This window comes from Methylobacterium sp. J-090 (assembly GCF_022829345.1).
GTDB lineage: Bacteria > Pseudomonadota > Alphaproteobacteria > Rhizobiales > Beijerinckiaceae > Methylobacterium.
Genome location: NZ_JAKSXV010000106.1, coordinates 59,427 through 75,374 on the forward strand (window position 1 = coordinate 59,427; position 15,948 = coordinate 75,374).

Annotated in this window: 12 protein-coding genes; 8 read left to right on the forward strand and 4 right to left on the reverse strand. The window is 69.7% G+C overall.

The features are described 5' to 3' along the window. Positions 1 to 123 precede the first annotated feature (123 nt). Positions 124 to 492: a hypothetical protein gene (locus tag MKK49_RS21625; RefSeq protein ID WP_244031940.1), complete on the forward strand. Its 369-nt coding sequence runs from the start codon at positions 124 to 126 to the stop codon at positions 490 to 492. Between the two features lie 177 nt (positions 493 to 669). Here MKK49_RS21625 and MKK49_RS21630 read toward each other — a convergent pair whose 3' ends face one another. Continuing rightward, positions 670 to 3,204: a flagellin gene (locus MKK49_RS21630; RefSeq protein ID WP_244031941.1), complete on the reverse strand. Its 2,535-nt coding sequence runs from the start codon at positions 3,202 to 3,204 to the stop codon at positions 670 to 672. Between the two features lie 51 nt (positions 3,205 to 3,255). On the opposite strand from MKK49_RS21630, the gene MKK49_RS21635 reads away from it, so the two are divergent. Continuing rightward, on the forward strand, positions 3,256 to 3,444 hold the full coding sequence (locus MKK49_RS21635; protein WP_244031942.1) for a hypothetical protein: 189 nt from the start codon (positions 3,256 to 3,258) through the stop codon (positions 3,442 to 3,444). Between the two features lie 6 nt (positions 3,445 to 3,450). Continuing rightward, positions 3,451 to 3,864, forward strand: a complete 414-nt coding sequence (locus MKK49_RS21640; RefSeq protein ID WP_244031943.1) for a flagellar biosynthesis repressor FlbT — start codon at positions 3,451 to 3,453, stop codon at positions 3,862 to 3,864. Between the two features lie 4 nt (positions 3,865 to 3,868). Here MKK49_RS21640 and MKK49_RS21645 read toward each other — a convergent pair whose 3' ends face one another. Further along, positions 3,869 to 5,437 (reverse strand): murein L,D-transpeptidase, encoded by a 1,569-nt coding sequence (locus tag MKK49_RS21645; protein ID WP_244031944.1) that lies wholly within the window; start codon positions 5,435 to 5,437, stop codon positions 3,869 to 3,871. Between the two features lie 117 nt (positions 5,438 to 5,554). On the opposite strand from MKK49_RS21645, the gene MKK49_RS21650 reads away from it, so the two are divergent. The 5 genes from MKK49_RS21650 (at position 5,555) to putA (ending at position 13,864) form a co-directional block, all read left to right on the forward strand. Beyond that, positions 5,555 to 6,415: an SDR family NAD(P)-dependent oxidoreductase gene (locus MKK49_RS21650; RefSeq protein WP_244031945.1), complete on the forward strand. Its 861-nt coding sequence runs from the start codon at positions 5,555 to 5,557 to the stop codon at positions 6,413 to 6,415. 144 nt (positions 6,416 to 6,559) lie between these two features. Then, positions 6,560 to 7,468, forward strand: coding sequence for a carotenoid biosynthesis protein (locus MKK49_RS21655; RefSeq protein ID WP_244031946.1), 909 nt, complete (start codon positions 6,560 to 6,562; stop codon positions 7,466 to 7,468). A gap of 258 nt (positions 7,469 to 7,726) precedes the next feature. Then, the gene (gene zwf / locus MKK49_RS21660) at positions 7,727 to 9,205 is read left to right on the forward strand and encodes a glucose-6-phosphate dehydrogenase (protein ID WP_244031947.1); all 1,479 of its coding nucleotides are present in this window, start codon (positions 7,727 to 7,729) and stop codon (positions 9,203 to 9,205) included. Between the two features lie 106 nt (positions 9,206 to 9,311). Further along, positions 9,312 to 9,992: a GntR family transcriptional regulator gene (locus tag MKK49_RS21665; protein ID WP_244031948.1), complete on the forward strand. Its 681-nt coding sequence runs from the start codon at positions 9,312 to 9,314 to the stop codon at positions 9,990 to 9,992. Between the two features lie 173 nt (positions 9,993 to 10,165). Then, on the forward strand, positions 10,166 to 13,864 hold the full coding sequence (putA, locus tag MKK49_RS21670) for a bifunctional proline dehydrogenase/L-glutamate gamma-semialdehyde dehydrogenase PutA (RefSeq protein ID WP_244031949.1): 3,699 nt from the start codon (positions 10,166 to 10,168) through the stop codon (positions 13,862 to 13,864). Between the two features lie 147 nt (positions 13,865 to 14,011). Here the strand turns inward: putA and MKK49_RS21675 are convergent, their stop codons facing one another. Both MKK49_RS21675 and MKK49_RS21680 read right to left on the reverse strand, forming a co-directional pair. Then, positions 14,012 to 14,323: a hypothetical protein gene (locus MKK49_RS21675; protein WP_244031950.1), complete on the reverse strand. Its 312-nt coding sequence runs from the start codon at positions 14,321 to 14,323 to the stop codon at positions 14,012 to 14,014. A gap of 208 nt (positions 14,324 to 14,531) precedes the next feature. After that, positions 14,532 to 15,863, reverse strand: coding sequence for an aspartate aminotransferase family protein (locus tag MKK49_RS21680; protein WP_244031951.1), 1,332 nt, complete (start codon positions 15,861 to 15,863; stop codon positions 14,532 to 14,534). Positions 15,864 to 15,948 lie beyond the last annotated feature (85 nt).

Below are 15,948 nucleotides of genomic sequence, written 5' to 3' on the forward strand. Positions count from 1 at the left end.
TCGCCGCAACGTTTCCTTGACGACACAACCCGGGACCGGTGGGCAAGGGTGATTTCTTAAGGTTCGATTCAGGCCCCGCGCGTTGGATGGTATCCTGTCATCAAAGGAGGCGAGGGGCGTACGATGTCGATCTCGACCATAACCGCGACCCTCGCGTTCCGGGGGGCGGGCCCCGGTCCGGCTCCGGTCCAGCCCGTGGCCCCCGTTTCCGCGCCGGAGCCCCTCGCGCCTGCGGTGCGCCTCGACATCCGCAATCCGGCGGCGGAGCGCGACGCGCCCCGGCCCGTGACGGACGAGGCGGCGACGCCCAATGAGGCCCGCGTCCGCATCGACCGGGACACCCGCACGGTGGTCTACCAGGAGGTCGACCCGGCCTCCGGCGACGTGATCATCCAGTTGCCCGACCCGGTGATCCTCAAGGCCCGCGCCTATGCCGAGCAGGCGGCGGCCGCCCGCGCGACCACCGAGCACCCCCTCGACCGAACCGCCTGAAGTCTCCTTCCACTCGACCGCCCTCGACCGACCGCCCTTGGCCCACAGCCCTTGGCGGACCCGGCCGAGGGCGGTCGCATGCGCGGCGCAGGCACCGGAACGCGAAAAGGCCGGGGCAAGCCGCCCCGGCCTTTCGTTTCGTTCGAACCGCCGGCCCGAAGGCCGGCGGAGCTTCGTTCAGCGGAGGAGCTGCAGGATGCCCTGCTGCGCCGTGTTGGCGAGGGAGAGCGCCGAGATGCCGATGGACTGGCGGGTCGACAGGGCCTGGGAGTTGGCGGCTTCCTCGTTGAGGTCCGCGTTCGTCAAGTTGGCCGAGCCGGTGTTGAGGATGTTGATCAGGTTCTTCGAGAAATCCTGACGGTTCTGCACCACCGAGAGGTTGGAGCCGAAGGTCGAGGACTGCGCACGGAGCGACGAGGTCGCTGAGGTAAGCTGGCTCAGGGCGGTGTTAATCTCGTCATCGGTCTGGAAGTTGTTCGTCGAGGTCTTGAGGCCGAGGCCGTCGGCATCGAACTTGACGCCCGAGATGTCGAGGGTCGAGGTGCCCTTTTCGTTGAACGTCAGCTTGAGGGTGTTCTCGTTGGCCGATGCTCCGTTGCGGAACAGCAGGTTGACACCGTTGTAGCCCGAGTCCTGCGCCTGCTGGGTGATCTGGGTCAGCAGGTTGTTGTACTGGGTGGCGAGGGTGGAGCGCGTCGAACTCGTGCCCTTGGCCCCACCGATGTCGGTGCCGGCGCTCGTGAGCGCAGAGGCACCCGTCACCCCCAGTCCGATATCCGTGGTTCCGGCGGCCTTGATGGTCAGTGTCTGGTCCGACCCGAACGCCGTCGACTGGATGGTCAGCTTGTCGTTGACGAAGCTGGCGCTCACCTTGCCGTTGAGTCCCGTGTCCGCCGCGATCTGATCGTTGATCGCCTTGGCGACGCTGGCCTGGCTCACACTTGCGCTGCTGGCAAACTTGCTCGAATCCAGGGCGATGGTCTTCGCGACTCCGTTGCCAAGCTGAAGGGTGAAGGCCGCGTTCTGCGCACCGCTGAAGTCGAACTTCTTCGTCGCGGCGGTATAGTTGCCGGGGGAAGAGGTTTGAAGCGTGGCACCCGTCACGGAGGCCTTCGACGAACCGTCGGACGCATCGGTGCCGACAGTCGCAATCGCGGTGGCGGCGAGGCCCGTTCCGGCGGTGAGCGCACCGCTCGTCGCGCCCGAAGTTCCAAAGCCCAGGCCGAGTGTGTCATTGGTGGTAGCAACTGCAATGCTGCTGGTGTTTGCTGTGTTCTGCGTGAAGACGAGCTTATTTGAAGTGATGGATGCTGTGACACCTGCCGTCGTCAGCTGAGAATTGATCGCAGCGAGAAAGTTCGCCCGCGACGGGTTGGTGCCCAAGGCCGTGCCGGGGCCGCCGGCAAGCGATTGCGCGTCGATCTTGACGGTCGAGGTACCGAGGTTCGACGTAACCGTGAAGTTCGCGCTTTTTCCACCCGAGAAATCGATGTTCGTCGCACCGAGATCGACGGTACCGGTCGTGGTTCCCGCAGCACCACCGGTGACACCGGCGACGGCGGTACCCGTCGCCGCCGTGAAGGTGCTGAAGCCCAGGCCCGTCCCACCGTTCGTACCGTTGATGGCGGTGTTGCTGACCGGGGCGACCGAGATCTGAGCGTCAGGACCGGTATCCTGGGATGTGAAGACGATCTTGTCGTTGGCGCTCGCGCCATCGGCTGCAGTGGTACCGAGCTTAGCGACGACAGTCGATCCCGCGTCGGAAAGCTGCTTGTTGATGGCCTTGATCACGTCGGCCTGCGTCGCCGTCGCAGTGCTGGGGGGGCCGGCAGCCTGCGTCGTGAGGACGCCGCCGAGGCTGTCCGTCGCCGAGTCCTTGTTCAGGGTCACGGTGACCGACTTGTTGCCGTCCGAGACCGTGAACACCGAACTCTTGTCGCTCGAGAAATCGGTCGAGGCGTCGAGGGCGGCGCCGGCCACGACCCTGGCGGCTGTCGGTGCGGTCGCCGGCTTGCCGAAGCCGATATCCTGCGTGGCGTTGGCCGAACCGTTGACGCTCAGCTTGGCCTGCGCGCCCGTATCGGTCGTGGTGAAGCCGATGCGTCCGTTCGTGCCGATGGAAGCGGTCACCTTGCCGGCGAGGTTCGAGTTGGCCGCGATCTGTCCGTTGATGGCCGTCAGCAGCTGATCCGTCGTCACGGCGCCGGTGTTGCTGGTCACGCTCTTGAGCGTCGAGGAGTCGAGGCGCAGCGTATTCTTCGTCGCGCCACCATCGAGCGAGATATCGAGGGAGGCGTCCTTGGCGAGGCTCGAGAGATCGAGGGTGCCGGTCACGGCGGACGTGCCGGTCACGGATGCGGCCTGGGCCGGGACACCGCCGAGGATGGTGCCCTTGCCGCCGCTCTTGTCGGCAAGCGCCTGCTGCGCGGTGGACTTGGCGGAGTCGACCAGCTTCTGCAGGGATGTGATGCCCTGGTTCGCGGCCTGGATGGTCTGCACACCGTTTGACAGGCCGTCGAGGAGGCCGCCGAGGTCCGACGAGCGGGCCGACAGGCTCTGCGAGGTGAAGAAGTTGGTCGGGTTGTCGAGGGCCGACGTGACCTTCTTGCCCGTCGACAGACGGTTCTGCGTTGTGGTGAGAAGATCGGCGGTGCCCTGCAGCGAGAGCAGGTTCTGGCGCGTCGCCGCGGTAAGGGTGATGCCGGAGGACATGAGGTTCGATCCATTCTGATCGGTGCGCCTCCGTTTTTGGAGGCAGCGCCAATGGACCATCCGCCCCTTGCGATCGCGTTAAACGGCGTGATGAACGCCCTCTCACCTGAAACGGTCGAAATTCGGCCCATCCGAGCAAAATACAGTTCGATCAAAGACTTAGCCGGAACACGTCCGGGTCGTCTTCAAGGTCTGTTAACCATGATCGATGAAGAAGGATCGAAGCCGCGCCACCCGTGAGACGCCATGCCCCTCAAGATCGAGCTCAAGCCGTTCGAGCGCCTGCTGATCGGCGGGACCGCGATCCGCAACGGGTCGCGCCGCTCCTCCTTCGTCATCGAGACGGTGACGAATTTTCTGCGCGAGAGCGACATCATCCTCGAGAGCGAGGCCGACACGGCCTGCAAGCGCCTCTACGTCACCCTGACGGTGCTGTACCTCGCCGAGCCGACGCCCGAGGCCGAGGACATCTTCATCCGGCAGGCCAACGCCCTGATGGAGGCGGTGCCCACCATGAAGCCGTATATCCGCGACATCCACGCGTTCGTCGCCGAGCGCGAGCTCTACCGCGCGCTCAAGCGCTGCAAGGACCTGATCCAGTACGAGCAATCCCTGAGCGACCGCCTCGCCCCGCCGGCCGCGACTGGCGAGGAGGGCTGACCCCCTACCGCGCGGCGGCGACGTTGGGGATCAGGCCCGGCGGGACGAACTCAGCCGCCGGGGCGGGGGCGGGCTTCGCCGATGCGGCCTTGGCCGGCGCAAACTTGGCCGGTGCGACCTTGGCCGGTGCAGGCTTGGCACCGGGGCGCGGCGTGATGGACCCCGTGGTCGCCACCTCCGGCATCGGGGCGATCGGGCTGTCGATGCCGTAGATGTCGTCGCGAAAATGTGCCCGGCCGTCGGGCGTCGCGTAGCCGGTCAGGTACACGAAGGTCACGGGGATCTGCTTCGGCAGCTTGATGTCCAGGCGCTCGTTGGTGGCGATGTGGCTCTCGATCTCCATGGGGCCCCAGGTCGAGGCGCTGCCATTAGGCCCGGGCGTGCCTTCGAGCAGCCAGCCGGCGAGTTCCTTCACCTTCGCCACCCGCACGCAGCCGTGGGAATGGAACCGCACCTCGCGGGCGAACAGCGACTTCGACGGCGTGTCGTGCATGTAGACCGCCTGCTTGTTCGGCATGTCGATGCGGACCTGGCCGAGCGAATTGTCGAGGCCGGAATCCTGCCGCAGCGTGTAGTTCGCCGCCTTCTCGCTCGCCCAGTCGATGGTGGTCGGGTCGACGACCACGCCGCCGGGGCCGAGGATGCGGATGCGCTCGCGGGCGAGGTAGCCGGGGTCCTTGCGCATCTTCGGGATGATCTCCTTCTTGATGATGGAGACCGGCAGGGTCCAGGTCGGGTTGAGGTTCACGTCGGTGATGCGCGCCTCGATGCGCGGCGTCGCCTTGTCGGGCTTGCCGACCACGGCGACGTAGCGGCGCACCACGACCCCGCGCTCCACCGCCTCGACGGTGGCGGACGGGATGTTGACCACCACGTAGCGGTCGCCGAACGCGAAGGTCGAGCCGATCTGCCGGGCGGCGGACGCCGCGAGCTGGCGCTGGCGGGTTCCCGCCGGCACGTTGAGCGCCGCCACGGTCTGGCGACCGATGAGGCCGGTCTCGGGCAGGCCGTGCCGGGCCTGGAAGCTTTTGACCGCCACGATCAGCGGCGCGTCGAGAACGTCCGACGCGGGCGCGTCGGCGGGCAGATCCCCCACCAGGGCAAGATGCTTGCGCAGGGCGGGAATCGCCGGGTCGCGGGCGCCGGGCTTGACCACGAGGCCCGGCGGCAGGCTCGCCCACCCGCCGGCATCGGCCATGGCCTGGTAGCGGTCGGCCATCTTCAGGGTGTCGAGGAAGGTCGCGGGCGTGAGCGTCGGCATCGGATCGGCCGAGACCCGGGCGACGACGAGGGGCGGCAGTTCGCGCGATTTTTTGGGCGTTGCATCCTTGGTCAGGGCGTCGGCCGTGGGGGGCGCCACCGGCACGATGGCCTGCACGGCGGGCGTCGCCGGGGCGGAGGCGGCCAGGGGGTCGAGGCGCGGGGCCTCGGTCTTCGAGGTTTCCTTCGGGGCCTCGGTCTTCGGCACGGCCTTCGGCGGCACGGGCGCGGCCGGTTCGGCCCGGGCGGCGAGCGCCATGGGTGACAGGCTCGCGCACAGGGCGGTGACGAAGAGCGTGTGGCGCGAAAGCATCGCGGACCCCCGAAGCGACAAGTGTCCCCGACCATGCGGGGCGTTGGTTACCATTCCCCTGCCGTCCGGGGCCGCCCGCCCTACCTCGGGTACGAAGCCCCGCAGGGAGAGGAACACATGTCCGAGAGCCAAAAGACCGACCGCCATCCGGCCCTCCGCGCCGGCCGCACCGCCGTCGTCACGGGCGCCGCGAGCGGCATCGGCCTCGCCGCCGCCACGCGGTTCGCCGCCGAGGGCATGAACGTGTGGCTCGCCGATCTGCCCGGAGACGCCCTCGATCGGGCACGCGCGACCGTGACCGCCGCCGGGGACGGGACGGTGCGTGCGCTGCCCACGGATGTGGGGAATCGCGACGCTATGGAGGCCCTGCGCGACGCGGCCTGTGCCGACGGGCCGCCCGCTGTTCTGATGCTCAATGCCGGCATCGAGTCCGGCGGAAAACTCTTCTCCGACGCCGACACCTGGCGCCGCATCCTCGACACCAACCTCTGGGGCGTGATCAACGGCGTCCACGCCTTCGCACCGGCGATAATCGACGGGTGCGAACCGGGTGCGATCATCGTCACCGGCTCGAAGCAGGGCATCACCACGCCGCCGGGCAACACGCCCTACAACGTCTCGAAGGCGGGGGTGAAGGCGGTGACGGAGGCGCTCGCCCACGACCTTCGCGGCCGCGAAGGGGCACGAGTGAGCGCCCACCTCCTCATCCCGGGCTTCGTCTACACCGGTCTCACCAAGGCGCGTGGCGTGGAGACGAAGCCGGACGGCGCTTGGACGCCGGAGGAGACCGTCGATTTCCTCCTCGACGGCATGGCGCGGGGTGATTTCTACATCCTGTGTCCCGACAACGAGACCACGCGGGCACAGGACGAGCGCCGCATCGCCTGGGCCGCCGGCGACCTCATCGAGAACCGCCCGGCCCTGTCGCGCTGGCACCCGGCGTTTTCGGAGCCGTTCAAGCAATACATGGAGGGATGAGGCCTTAGTCGGTCATGAATCGGATGTACTTGATAAAGTCCGTTCCCGTCACCCTTGTTCGCCTTTCAAGTCAAGCTTATCCTTCGGGCTCGCTGCGCCATCGCGGCAGGGCGAGCCAGCGCGGGAGGGGGAATGCATCGGAACATGGAGGCGTCTGCGGAGTGGTTCCGGCCTCCGGGTAGGGCCACCGTCCTGAGGGGGATCGGGGGCGTCGGCTTCGCCGGGCTTCTCCTGGCGGTCGTTCTCGTCTCCGGTCGTCCGAGCCCGGCCGCACAGGGCCTTGCCGCTCTGTCGATCGCCGTCCTCGTCGTCCATGCCGTCCTCGCCTACGGACTGGTCGAAGCCGGCATTTTCTTCGGCTTATGCGTCACGGTCACCTTCGGAATAGAGAATCTCGGTGTCGCCACGGGCTTTCCATTCGGCCAGTACGCGTTTCTCGTCGCACCCGATCTGCCACATGTCGGTGCGATCCCGATCATCGTCGGCCCACTCTATTTCGGAATCGGCTATCCGAGTTGGGTGATGGCCTGCTTGATTCTCGGCCGCAGCGGCATGCGACCGAACGATCGATTCAGCCTCTTGGCAATTCCTATCGTGGCCGCCTTCGCCACGGTGCAATGGGATCTCGTGATGGACCCGCCGAACGCGACCCTGTGGCGGGCGTGGGTCTGGTACCGGGGCGGCGGCTTCTTCGGTGTGCCCTTGTCGAACTTCCTCGGATGGTTCCTGACCGCGTGGACGTTCTTCCAACTGATCGCCCTGGCCATGTTCGCCCGCCCGGCCGAGCCGAGCTCTTCGCGTCCGCGCGTCTTTTGGCTCCTGCCGATCCTGCTCTACCTCGCGGCCGGCTTCTCCCAGATCGCGCCCTGGCTCACCGATGGCGGCGGGCGTGTGACGGATCCGGGCGGAGGCCTCTGGTCTGCCGCTGATCTGCGTGAGACCGCCGTCATCGTGATGCTCTTCACCATGCTGCCGACCGCGACGCTCGCCCTCCTGCGTCTGTTCGATGCCTCCCACACATCGGGCGGTCGCGATGCGGGCACTGCCTCGTGATGTGGATTGATTGAAATCACACAAAGGCTTTGCGTGATCCTCGTCATCGGTGGCGGGACAGGCATGGCCGGCCACATCGCGAGCCGCTCCCGCCGGGGCGTCATTCGGCACGGGTGTGTTCGGTGAAGGGCAGCACTCACAGCGGGACCCCGCTGGCGAAGCTCTTGCTTGCGGTCTAAGCCTGACGCCGCCGATCCGGGGTCGCCTGTCCCGGCCCTTCGGATCGCGTGCGAACGTAACGAACCCCGGGAGCCGCCCTTGGCCACCATCATCCCCGTCGCCTCCTTCGATTGCGTCGTGTTCGGCGCCACCGGCGACCTGACCACGCGCAAGCTGCTGCCGGCGCTCTACTACCGGTTCAAGGATGGGCAGATCCCCGGCACCAGCCGGATCATCGGCGCCTCGCGCTCGGAGATGAGCGCCGAGGCGTTCCGCGAGCGGGCCCGCGACGCCATCAAGCGCTTCGTGCCCGGCAGCGACGTGGTGGAGGACAAGCTCGCCGCCTTCCTCGACCACCTCGACTACGTCGCCGTGGACGGGGCCGGCGACGACGGCTGGGAGGATCTCGCCGCCAAGCTCGCCGAGCGCCCGGATCAGGTGCGGCCGTATTATCTGGCCACCTCGCCCGACCTCTACGGCTCCATATGCCAGAATCTGGCCGCCCACGGGCTCATCGGCGAAAAATCCCGCGTGGTGCTGGAAAAGCCCATCGGTAAGGACCTGAAATCGGCCCGCGCCATCAACGACGCCGTCGGACGTGTCTTTCCCGAGGAGCAGATCTTCCGGATCGACCACTATCTCGGCAAGGAGACGGTCCAGAACCTGCTGGCCCTGCGCTTCGCCAACACCATCTTCGAGCGCCTGTGGACGGCCGACGTCATCGACCACGTCCAGATCACGGTGGGCGAGACCGTCGGCGTCGAGGGCCGGGCGGGGTATTACGACACGTCGGGGGCGCTGCGCGACATGGTGCAGAACCACATGCTCCAGCTCCTCTGCCTCATGGCGATGGAGAGCCCCCTGTCCCTCGACGCCAATTCCGTGCGCGACGAGAAGTTGAAGGTGCTGCGCGCCCTGAAGCCCATCACCCCCCACGACGTCCAGACCGTGACCGTGCGCGGCCAGTACGCCGCCGGCGCCGTCTCGGGCCAGCCGGTGGAGAGCTACCGCACGGACCTCGGTGCCGACGCCCAGAGCCGCACGGAGACCTTCGTGGCCTTGAAGCTCGAGGTACAGTCCTGGCGCTGGGCCGGGGTGCCGTTCTACCTGCGCACGGGCAAGCGCCTCCCCCAGAAGCTGTCCGAGATCGTGGTGCAGTTCCGCGCCTCGCCGTTCTCGATCTTCCCCACAGAAGCGTTCGGACGCGAGCCGAACCGCCTCGTCATCCGCCTCCAGCCGGAGGAGGGGATCAAGCTCGAGGTGATGACGAAGGACCCCGGCCCCGGCGGCATGCGCCTCAGGCCGACCAACCTCGACATCTCCTTCGAGGAGACGTTCAAGCAGCGCTATCCCGACGCCTACGAGCGCCTGCTCATGGACGTGGTGCGCGGCAACGCCACCCTGTTCATGCGCCGCGATGAGGTCGAGGTCGCCTGGGCCTGGGCCGATTCCCTGCTCAAGGCCTGGGCCGACCGCCCCGAGCCGCCCCGGCCCTATCCGGCCGGAAGCTGGGGACCCACCGCCGCCATCGCGCTCATCGAGCGGGACGGACGCACCTGGCACGAAGAAGTGCGTTGACGGGACTGGACAGCCGACTGCTTGCTGGAGGCTGTCCCTCGACACCCGCGCGGTCGACTCCTACACAGGAAGTATAGGACCCGCGAATTTTCAGAATTGTTGACCGATGAACAAGATCGAGCCGGGCATCGGCATCAACCGGCGCTACCTTCACGACGAAGTCGTCGATCGGATGCGTGATCTCATCCGGTCCGGCGAACTCGAACCGCGGGCCCGCATCAACGAGGGCGAGCTGACCGAGCGCTTCGGCATCTCACGCACGCCTCTGCGCGAGGCGATCAAGATCCTGGCGACGGAAGGTCTGCTCGAACTCCTGCCCAATCGCGGCGCCCGGGTGGCGAGCCTGTCGCAATCCGAGATCGAGGAGATGATCGAGGTCATCGCCGGGCTGGAGGCCACGGCCGCCGATCTCGCCTGCCGCCACATCACCGACGAGGAGATCGCCGGGATCGAGCGCGACCACCTCGCCATGGTCGCCGCCTGGAAGGCCGGGGAGGAGGGGGCGTATTTCGGCCTCAACCGCGCGATCCACGACGCGATCATGGCGGCGAGCCGCAACGCGACCCTGGGGGGGATCTACGCCAGCCTGTCGGGCCGCATCCAGCGCTCGCGCTACGCCGTCCACCAGACGGCGGAGCAATGGGCCCGGGCGGTCTCCGAGCACGAGCGGATGATCGAACTCCTGCGCGCCCGCGACGGCGAAGCGTTCGCGGTTCTCATGCGCGCCCATATCCGCGCCAGGACCCCGATCATCACCGAGAACTTCGCCGCGGCCGAACCGGTGTGATCTCGCTTCCGCCCGACCGGGACCGCGGCTGTCTTGGCAGGCCCGCGCGGCGGCGTTCGATCCCTTCGGGGGCGGATTCGGGCTTCGCTCGGACGCCGGGCGGGCTTGTCTGATCCAGCCACCGCTTCGATCATGCGCGGGGCGTATCACAGGCAGGGGGGAACGGGAGCGCCATGACGGGACCGGACACGTCGGAACCCTTCGCTCGCTTCCGGGGCGCCGCCCCGCCGTCCTCGGCCCTCAGGGCGCGGATCGCGGCGGCCTGCCGTGCGCCGGAAGCGGCCTGCGCCGCCGACCTCCTCGCCTCCGCCGCTATGCCCCCGGCCGAGGCGGTGGAGACGGAGCGCCTCGCGCGCCATCTCGTCGAGCGCCTGCGGGCGAGGGGGCCGGTGGGCGGCGTCCAGGGACTTCTGCGCGAATACAGCCTGTCGAGCCAGGAGGGGGTTGCCCTCATGTGCCTCGCCGAGGCGCTCCTGCGCATCCCGGATGCCGCGACCCGCGATGCCCTGATCCGCGACAAGACCGGGCCCGGCGACTGGCTCGCCCATCTCGGCCACAGTCCGTCGCTGTTCGTGAACGCCGCGACCTGGGGGCTGGCGCTCACCGGGGGACTCGCCGCCGCGCGCGAGTCGGACGGCCTCGCGGCGGCGCTGGCCCGCCTCGTCGCCCGGGGTGGCGAGCCCGTGATCCGGCAAGCGGTGGACCGCGCCATGCGGTGGATGGGCGAGCAGTTCGTCACCGGGCAGACCATCGCGGCAGCCCTGCACAACAGCCGCTCCCACGAGGCGCGGGGCTTCACCTACTCGTACGACATGCTCGGCGAGGCGGCGATGACCCAGGCCGATGCCGACCGCTACGATGCGCAGTACGCGCAGGCCATCGACGCCATCGGCGCGGCCTCGGTGGGGCGGGGAATCCGCGCGCGGGACAGGGTTCTGGCGGGGCCCGGCATCTCCATCAAGCTCTCGGCGCTCCACCCGCGCTACGCGCGCAGCCAGCGCGACCGCGTGATGGCCGAACTCCTGCCCCGCCTCGCCGCCCTGGCGCGTCGGGCGTGCGGCCACGGCATCGGCCTCAACATCGACGCCGAAGAGGCCGACCGCCTCGACCTCTCCCTCGATCTGCTGGAAGCCCTGTGCGGCGACCCTGCGCTCGCGGGATGGGACGGCCTCGGCTTCGTCGTTCAGGCCTACCAGAAGCGCGCGCCCCACGTCATCGACTGGCTCGTCGCCCTCGCCCGCCGCCACCGGCGCCGGCTCATGATCCGCCTCGTCAAGGGCGCGTACTGGGACGCGGAGATCAAGCGCGCCCAGGTCGAGGGTCTGGCCGGCTTCCCGGTCTTCACCCGCAAGGTCCACACGGACGTGTCGTACCGCGCCTGCGCCCGCCGGCTGCTGGACGCGCCCGACGCGGTGTTTCCGCAATTTGCCACCCACAACGCCGAGACCGTGGCGGCGATCCACACGATGGCGGGGCCGGATTTCGCGCCTGGACGCTACGAGTTCCAGTGCCTGCACGGCATGGGTGAGGCCCTCTACGACGCGGTGGTCGGGCGCGACGGCCTGAACCGGCCCTGCCGCATCTACGCGCCCGTGGGCACCCACGAGACCCTGCTGGCCTATCTCGTGCGCCGCCTGCTCGAGAACGGCGCCAACGCCTCCTTCATCCACCGCCTCGCCGATCCCGCCGTGCCGGTGGCGGACCTCGTCGCCGACCCCGCCGCCCGGGTCCGGGCCGACGCCTATCCGGGCGCGCCCCATCCGGCGATCCGCGCGCCGCTGGATCTCTTCCCCGACCGGGCGAACGCCGCCGGCCTCGATCTCACCGACGAGGCGACCCTCGCCGCCTTCGAGGCGGATCTGCGGACTGGCGCGGCGGCCCCGTGGCGGGCGGTCCCGGTCCTGACCGACGGCCTGCGCGCGGGCACGCCCCGCGCCGTGCGCAACCCCGCCGACGGGCGCGCCGTCGTCGGCACGGTGGTGGAGGCCGATGCCGAAACCGTCGTTGCGGCGCTGAGCCTCGCCGAGGCCGCCGCCGGAACCTGGGCGGAGACGACGGGCGCCCTGCGCGCCGATATCCTCGCCCGGGCGGCCGACGCCATGGCGGGGGCCATGCCGGATCTCGTCGGCCTCCTCGTGCGCGAGGCCGGCAAGTGCGTGGCCGATGCCGTGGCGGAGGTGCGCGAGGCCATCGACTTCCTGCGCTACTACGGGGGCAAGGCGCGCGGCTTCGGCCCAGCGACCCACCGGCCGCTCGGGATCGTCGCCTGCATCAGCCCGTGGAACTTCCCCCTGTCGATCTTCACCGGCCAGGTCGCGGCGGCGCTCTGCGCCGGCAACGTGGTCCTGGCCAAGCCGGCCGGGGAGACGCCCCTGGTCGCGGCGCACGCGACGCGCCTGCTGCTCGCAGCCGGTCTGCCGCCCGGCGCGCTGCAGTTCCTGCCCGGGCCGGGCGAGACCGGCGCTCGCCTCGTGGCCGATCCGCGCGTGCGCGGCGTGTTGTTCACGGGTTCGACGGAGGTGGCCCGGAGTATCCAGGCGGTGCTGGCCGAGCGGTTGAGCCCGGAGGATGACGGCCCCGTGCCCCTGGTGGCCGAGACGGGCGGGCTCAACGCCCTCCTGGTCGATTCCTCGGCGCTCACCGAGCAGGTGGTGGCCGACACGCTCGTCTCCGCCTTCGGCTGCGCCGGGCAGCGCTGCTCGGCCCTGCGCCTCCTGTGCCTCCAGGACAGCATCGCCGACCGGACCCTCGCCATGCTGAAGGGGGCGCTGGCCGAACGCCGGATCGGCAACCCCGACCGCCTCGCCACGGATATCGGCCCGGTGATCACGGACGCGGCCCGCGACCGCATCCTCGCCCACATCGCGGCCATGCGCGCGGCCGGGTACCCGGTGCATCAGGCGACCTTGCCGGAGGAATGCGCCGCGGGCAGCTTCGTGCCGCCCACCCTCATCGAAATCCCGGCGGTGTCGGACCTGACCCACGAGGTGTTCGGCCCGGTGCTGCACGTGGTGCGCTTCCCGCGCGAAGCCTTCGGCGCGACCCTGGCGGCGGTCAACGCCACGGGCTACGGCCTTACCTTCGGCGTGCACACCCGCCTCGACGCCACGATGGACCAGGCGTGCGCGCGGGCCGAGGCCGGGACCGTCTACGTCAACCGCAGCCTCGTCGGTGCCGTCGTCGGGGTGCAGCCCTTCGGTGGTCACGGCCGCTCGGGGACGGGACCGAAGGCGGGCGGCCCGCTGACCCTGCACCGGCTCCTTTCCGCTTGCCCGGCCGAAACCGGCCTGCCGGGCGGCACGGCCCCGTCGGCGGCCGCGGCCTGGGCTGCGTGGCTGCGCCAGCACGGCGATGCGCCGGCCGCCGGGGCGGCGGAGCGCCTGATCCGCCTCGGCCCCGTCGGCATCGACGGTCTCCTGCCCGGGCCTGTTGGCGAAGCGAACCGTTACGCTCTGCATCCACGCGGGCGGGTGTTGTGCGCGGCGACCACGCGGGCCGGCCTCGTCGGCCAAGTCGGCGCCGCCCTGGCGACGGGCAGCCGCGCGATCCTGCGCCCGTCCGAGGCGGCGCGGATCCTCGTGGCGGAACTCCACGCCGCACCGGCGCTTCCCGCAGCCCTGACGGACCACGTGCGGCTGGGCGACGTCGGGGAATGCGACGTGGCCCTGTGGCCCATGGGCGAACCGGGCCTGCCCGACCTCGCGCGGGCCCTCGCCACCCAGGCGGGCGCCATCGTCCCGATCCTGACGCCCCGCCTTGATCCGGCGACGGGCGCGCGCGACTATCCGCTCGAAATGCTCGTCCTCGAGCGCACCACCTGCATCGACACCACCGCCGCCGGCGGCAATGCGAGTCTCCTGGCCCTGGTCTGATGCCGAACCTTGATGAGCCCGCCTCGGCGAGGCTCGCCCGCTGAACCTCATTGATCTCAGTTCGAGTTTCGGATCAGCGAGGACTGATCCGAGCTCGTCCGCGCGCGCTGTCGCTCTCATGCGGAGCGAGACGCGGGCGCATCGGGATCAGGCGACGTGCCGTCCGGTGCCGGGCTTGCCCGCCGCCCGCCTCTGGGCGCGGTCGTGTACCTCGATGCGGCTGCGCAGGGCCGCCACCATGGAATCGGTCTGCCTCTGGAGATCCCGGCCCTGGAGGTCCGCATGGGCGCGTTCGCTCTCCGCCGCGCCGTTCCGGTGGGCGAGATAGAGCGCGGCCGCGAGGGCGGCGAAGCTGCCGCCGAAGGGCGCGGTGACCACGGCCAGCGCCACGCTGGTGGGCGCGACGGCGGCGGCGGTGCCGAGGCCGGCGGCGATGGCCACGAACATCAGGGGAAACATGGGGCGCCTCCGGTAGGCGGAGAGCCTGCCCGAGCGCGCGACCTCCGGCCACCATTCACGGCCGACGGCGTAAACGGACGGTAAACGCGCCCGCCCCGACGCGGGATGGTCCGGGGCGCGGTCTGCCTCGGAATGGCTCACGAACCGCCCGGTCTTCGGTTCCGGCCCCGGACACGGCGGCGCAGCGGGCTTTTCGTGGGAGACGCGCTCAGGCGACTCTGGCGATGGCGTAGCCGAGGATCGACACCATGGTGTCGTTCTGTCCGGCCTCGACGATGAGGGGCGGCGACAGGGCGACGATGTCGCCGGTCACGCGGACCAGCAGGCCGCGTTCGAAGCAGTCGACGAAGACCTCGTAGGCCCTGGCCCCCGGCGCGCCCTCCCGTGGCGCGAGCTCGATGCCGGCCACGAGGCCGAGGGTGCGGATGTCGATGACGTGGGGGGCGTGTCTCAGCCCGTGCACCGCCGTCGTCCAAGTCTCGCTCAAGGCCGCGGCGCGGGTTAGGAGATCTTCGCGGACGTAGATGTCGAGGGTGGCGATCCCGGCCGCGCAGGCCGCCGGATGGCCCGAATAGGTGTAGCCGTGGAACAGCTCGATGGCGCCCTCCGGCCCGTGCATCAGGGCGTCGTGGACGGTTCGGCTCGCGAACACCGCCCCCATGGGCAGCGCCCCGTTGGTGAGGCCCTTGGCGGTGGTGACGAGGTCGGGGACCACGCCGAAATAATCCGTGGCGAAGGGCGTCCCGAGGCGGCCGAACCCGGTGATGACCTCGTCGAAGATGAGCAGGATGCCGTGGCGGCTGCAGATGGCGCGCAGGCGTTCGAGGTAGCCCAGCGGCGGGACCAGCACGCCGGTGGAGCCGGCCAGGGGCTCGACGATGCAGGCCGCGATGGTTTCGGCGCCGTGGAGGGCGACGAGGCGCTCGAGGTCGTCGGCGAGCTCCGCCCCGTGCTCGGGCTGACCCTTCACGAAGGCGTTCCGGTCGAGGTCGTGGGTGTGGCGCAGGTGGTCGACGGCGGGCAGGAGCGGGAAGACCCGGCGGTTGTTGACGAGGCCGCCGACGGAAATGCCGCCGAAGCCGACGCCATGATAGCCGCGCTCGCGCCCGATCAGCCGGGTGCGCGTGCCCTGGCCGATGGCGCGCTGGTAGGCGAGTGCGATCTTGAGGGCGGTGTCGACGGATTCCGAGCCCGACCCGGTGAAGAACACCCGGTCGAGCCTCGCCGCCGCGCCGCCCGGCGCGATGGCGGCGAGGCGCTCGGCGAAGTCGAAGGCGATGGGGTGGCCCATCTGGAACGAGGGCGCGAAGTCGAGGGTGGTGAGCTGACGCTCCACGGCCGACGCGATCTCGCGCCGCCCGTGCCCGGCATTGACGCACCACAGGCCGGCCGTCCCGTCGAGGACGTGACGCCCGTCGGTGGTCGTGTAGTGCATGCCTTGCGCCGAGGCGAACATGCGCGGCGCCGCCTTGAACTGCCGGTTGGCGGTGAAGGGCATCCAGTAGGCGTCGAGTCCGGGGGCGTTCGCGGTGGCGGGCATGCTGGTCCTCTCGTGTCCGAGGGAGTTGACCCGGGTTCGCACCTGCGAACAAGCTTTTTCGCATCGCCCCCGTGCTCGCGACCAC

Coding starts and splice junctions, on each gene's coding strand:
- MKK49_RS21625 (WP_244031940.1), top strand. CDS start 124: ATGTCGATCTCGACCATAACCGCGACCCTCGCGTTCCGGGGGGCGGGC.
- MKK49_RS21630 (WP_244031941.1), bottom strand. CDS start 3,204: ATGTCCTCCGGCATCACCCTTACCGCGGCGACGCGCCAGAACCTGCTC.
- MKK49_RS21635 (WP_244031942.1), top strand. CDS start 3,256: ATGGACCATCCGCCCCTTGCGATCGCGTTAAACGGCGTGATGAACGCC.
- MKK49_RS21640 (WP_244031943.1), top strand. CDS start 3,451: ATGCCCCTCAAGATCGAGCTCAAGCCGTTCGAGCGCCTGCTGATCGGC.
- MKK49_RS21645 (WP_244031944.1), bottom strand. CDS start 5,437: ATGCTTTCGCGCCACACGCTCTTCGTCACCGCCCTGTGCGCGAGCCTG.
- MKK49_RS21650 (WP_244031945.1), top strand. CDS start 5,555: ATGTCCGAGAGCCAAAAGACCGACCGCCATCCGGCCCTCCGCGCCGGC.
- MKK49_RS21655 (WP_244031946.1), top strand. CDS start 6,560: ATGGAGGCGTCTGCGGAGTGGTTCCGGCCTCCGGGTAGGGCCACCGTC.
- MKK49_RS21665 (WP_244031948.1), top strand. CDS start 9,312: ATGAACAAGATCGAGCCGGGCATCGGCATCAACCGGCGCTACCTTCAC.
- putA (WP_244031949.1), top strand. CDS start 10,166: ATGACGGGACCGGACACGTCGGAACCCTTCGCTCGCTTCCGGGGCGCC.
- MKK49_RS21675 (WP_244031950.1), bottom strand. CDS start 14,323: ATGTTTCCCCTGATGTTCGTGGCCATCGCCGCCGGCCTCGGCACCGCC.
- MKK49_RS21680 (WP_244031951.1), bottom strand. CDS start 15,863: ATGCCCGCCACCGCGAACGCCCCCGGACTCGACGCCTACTGGATGCCC.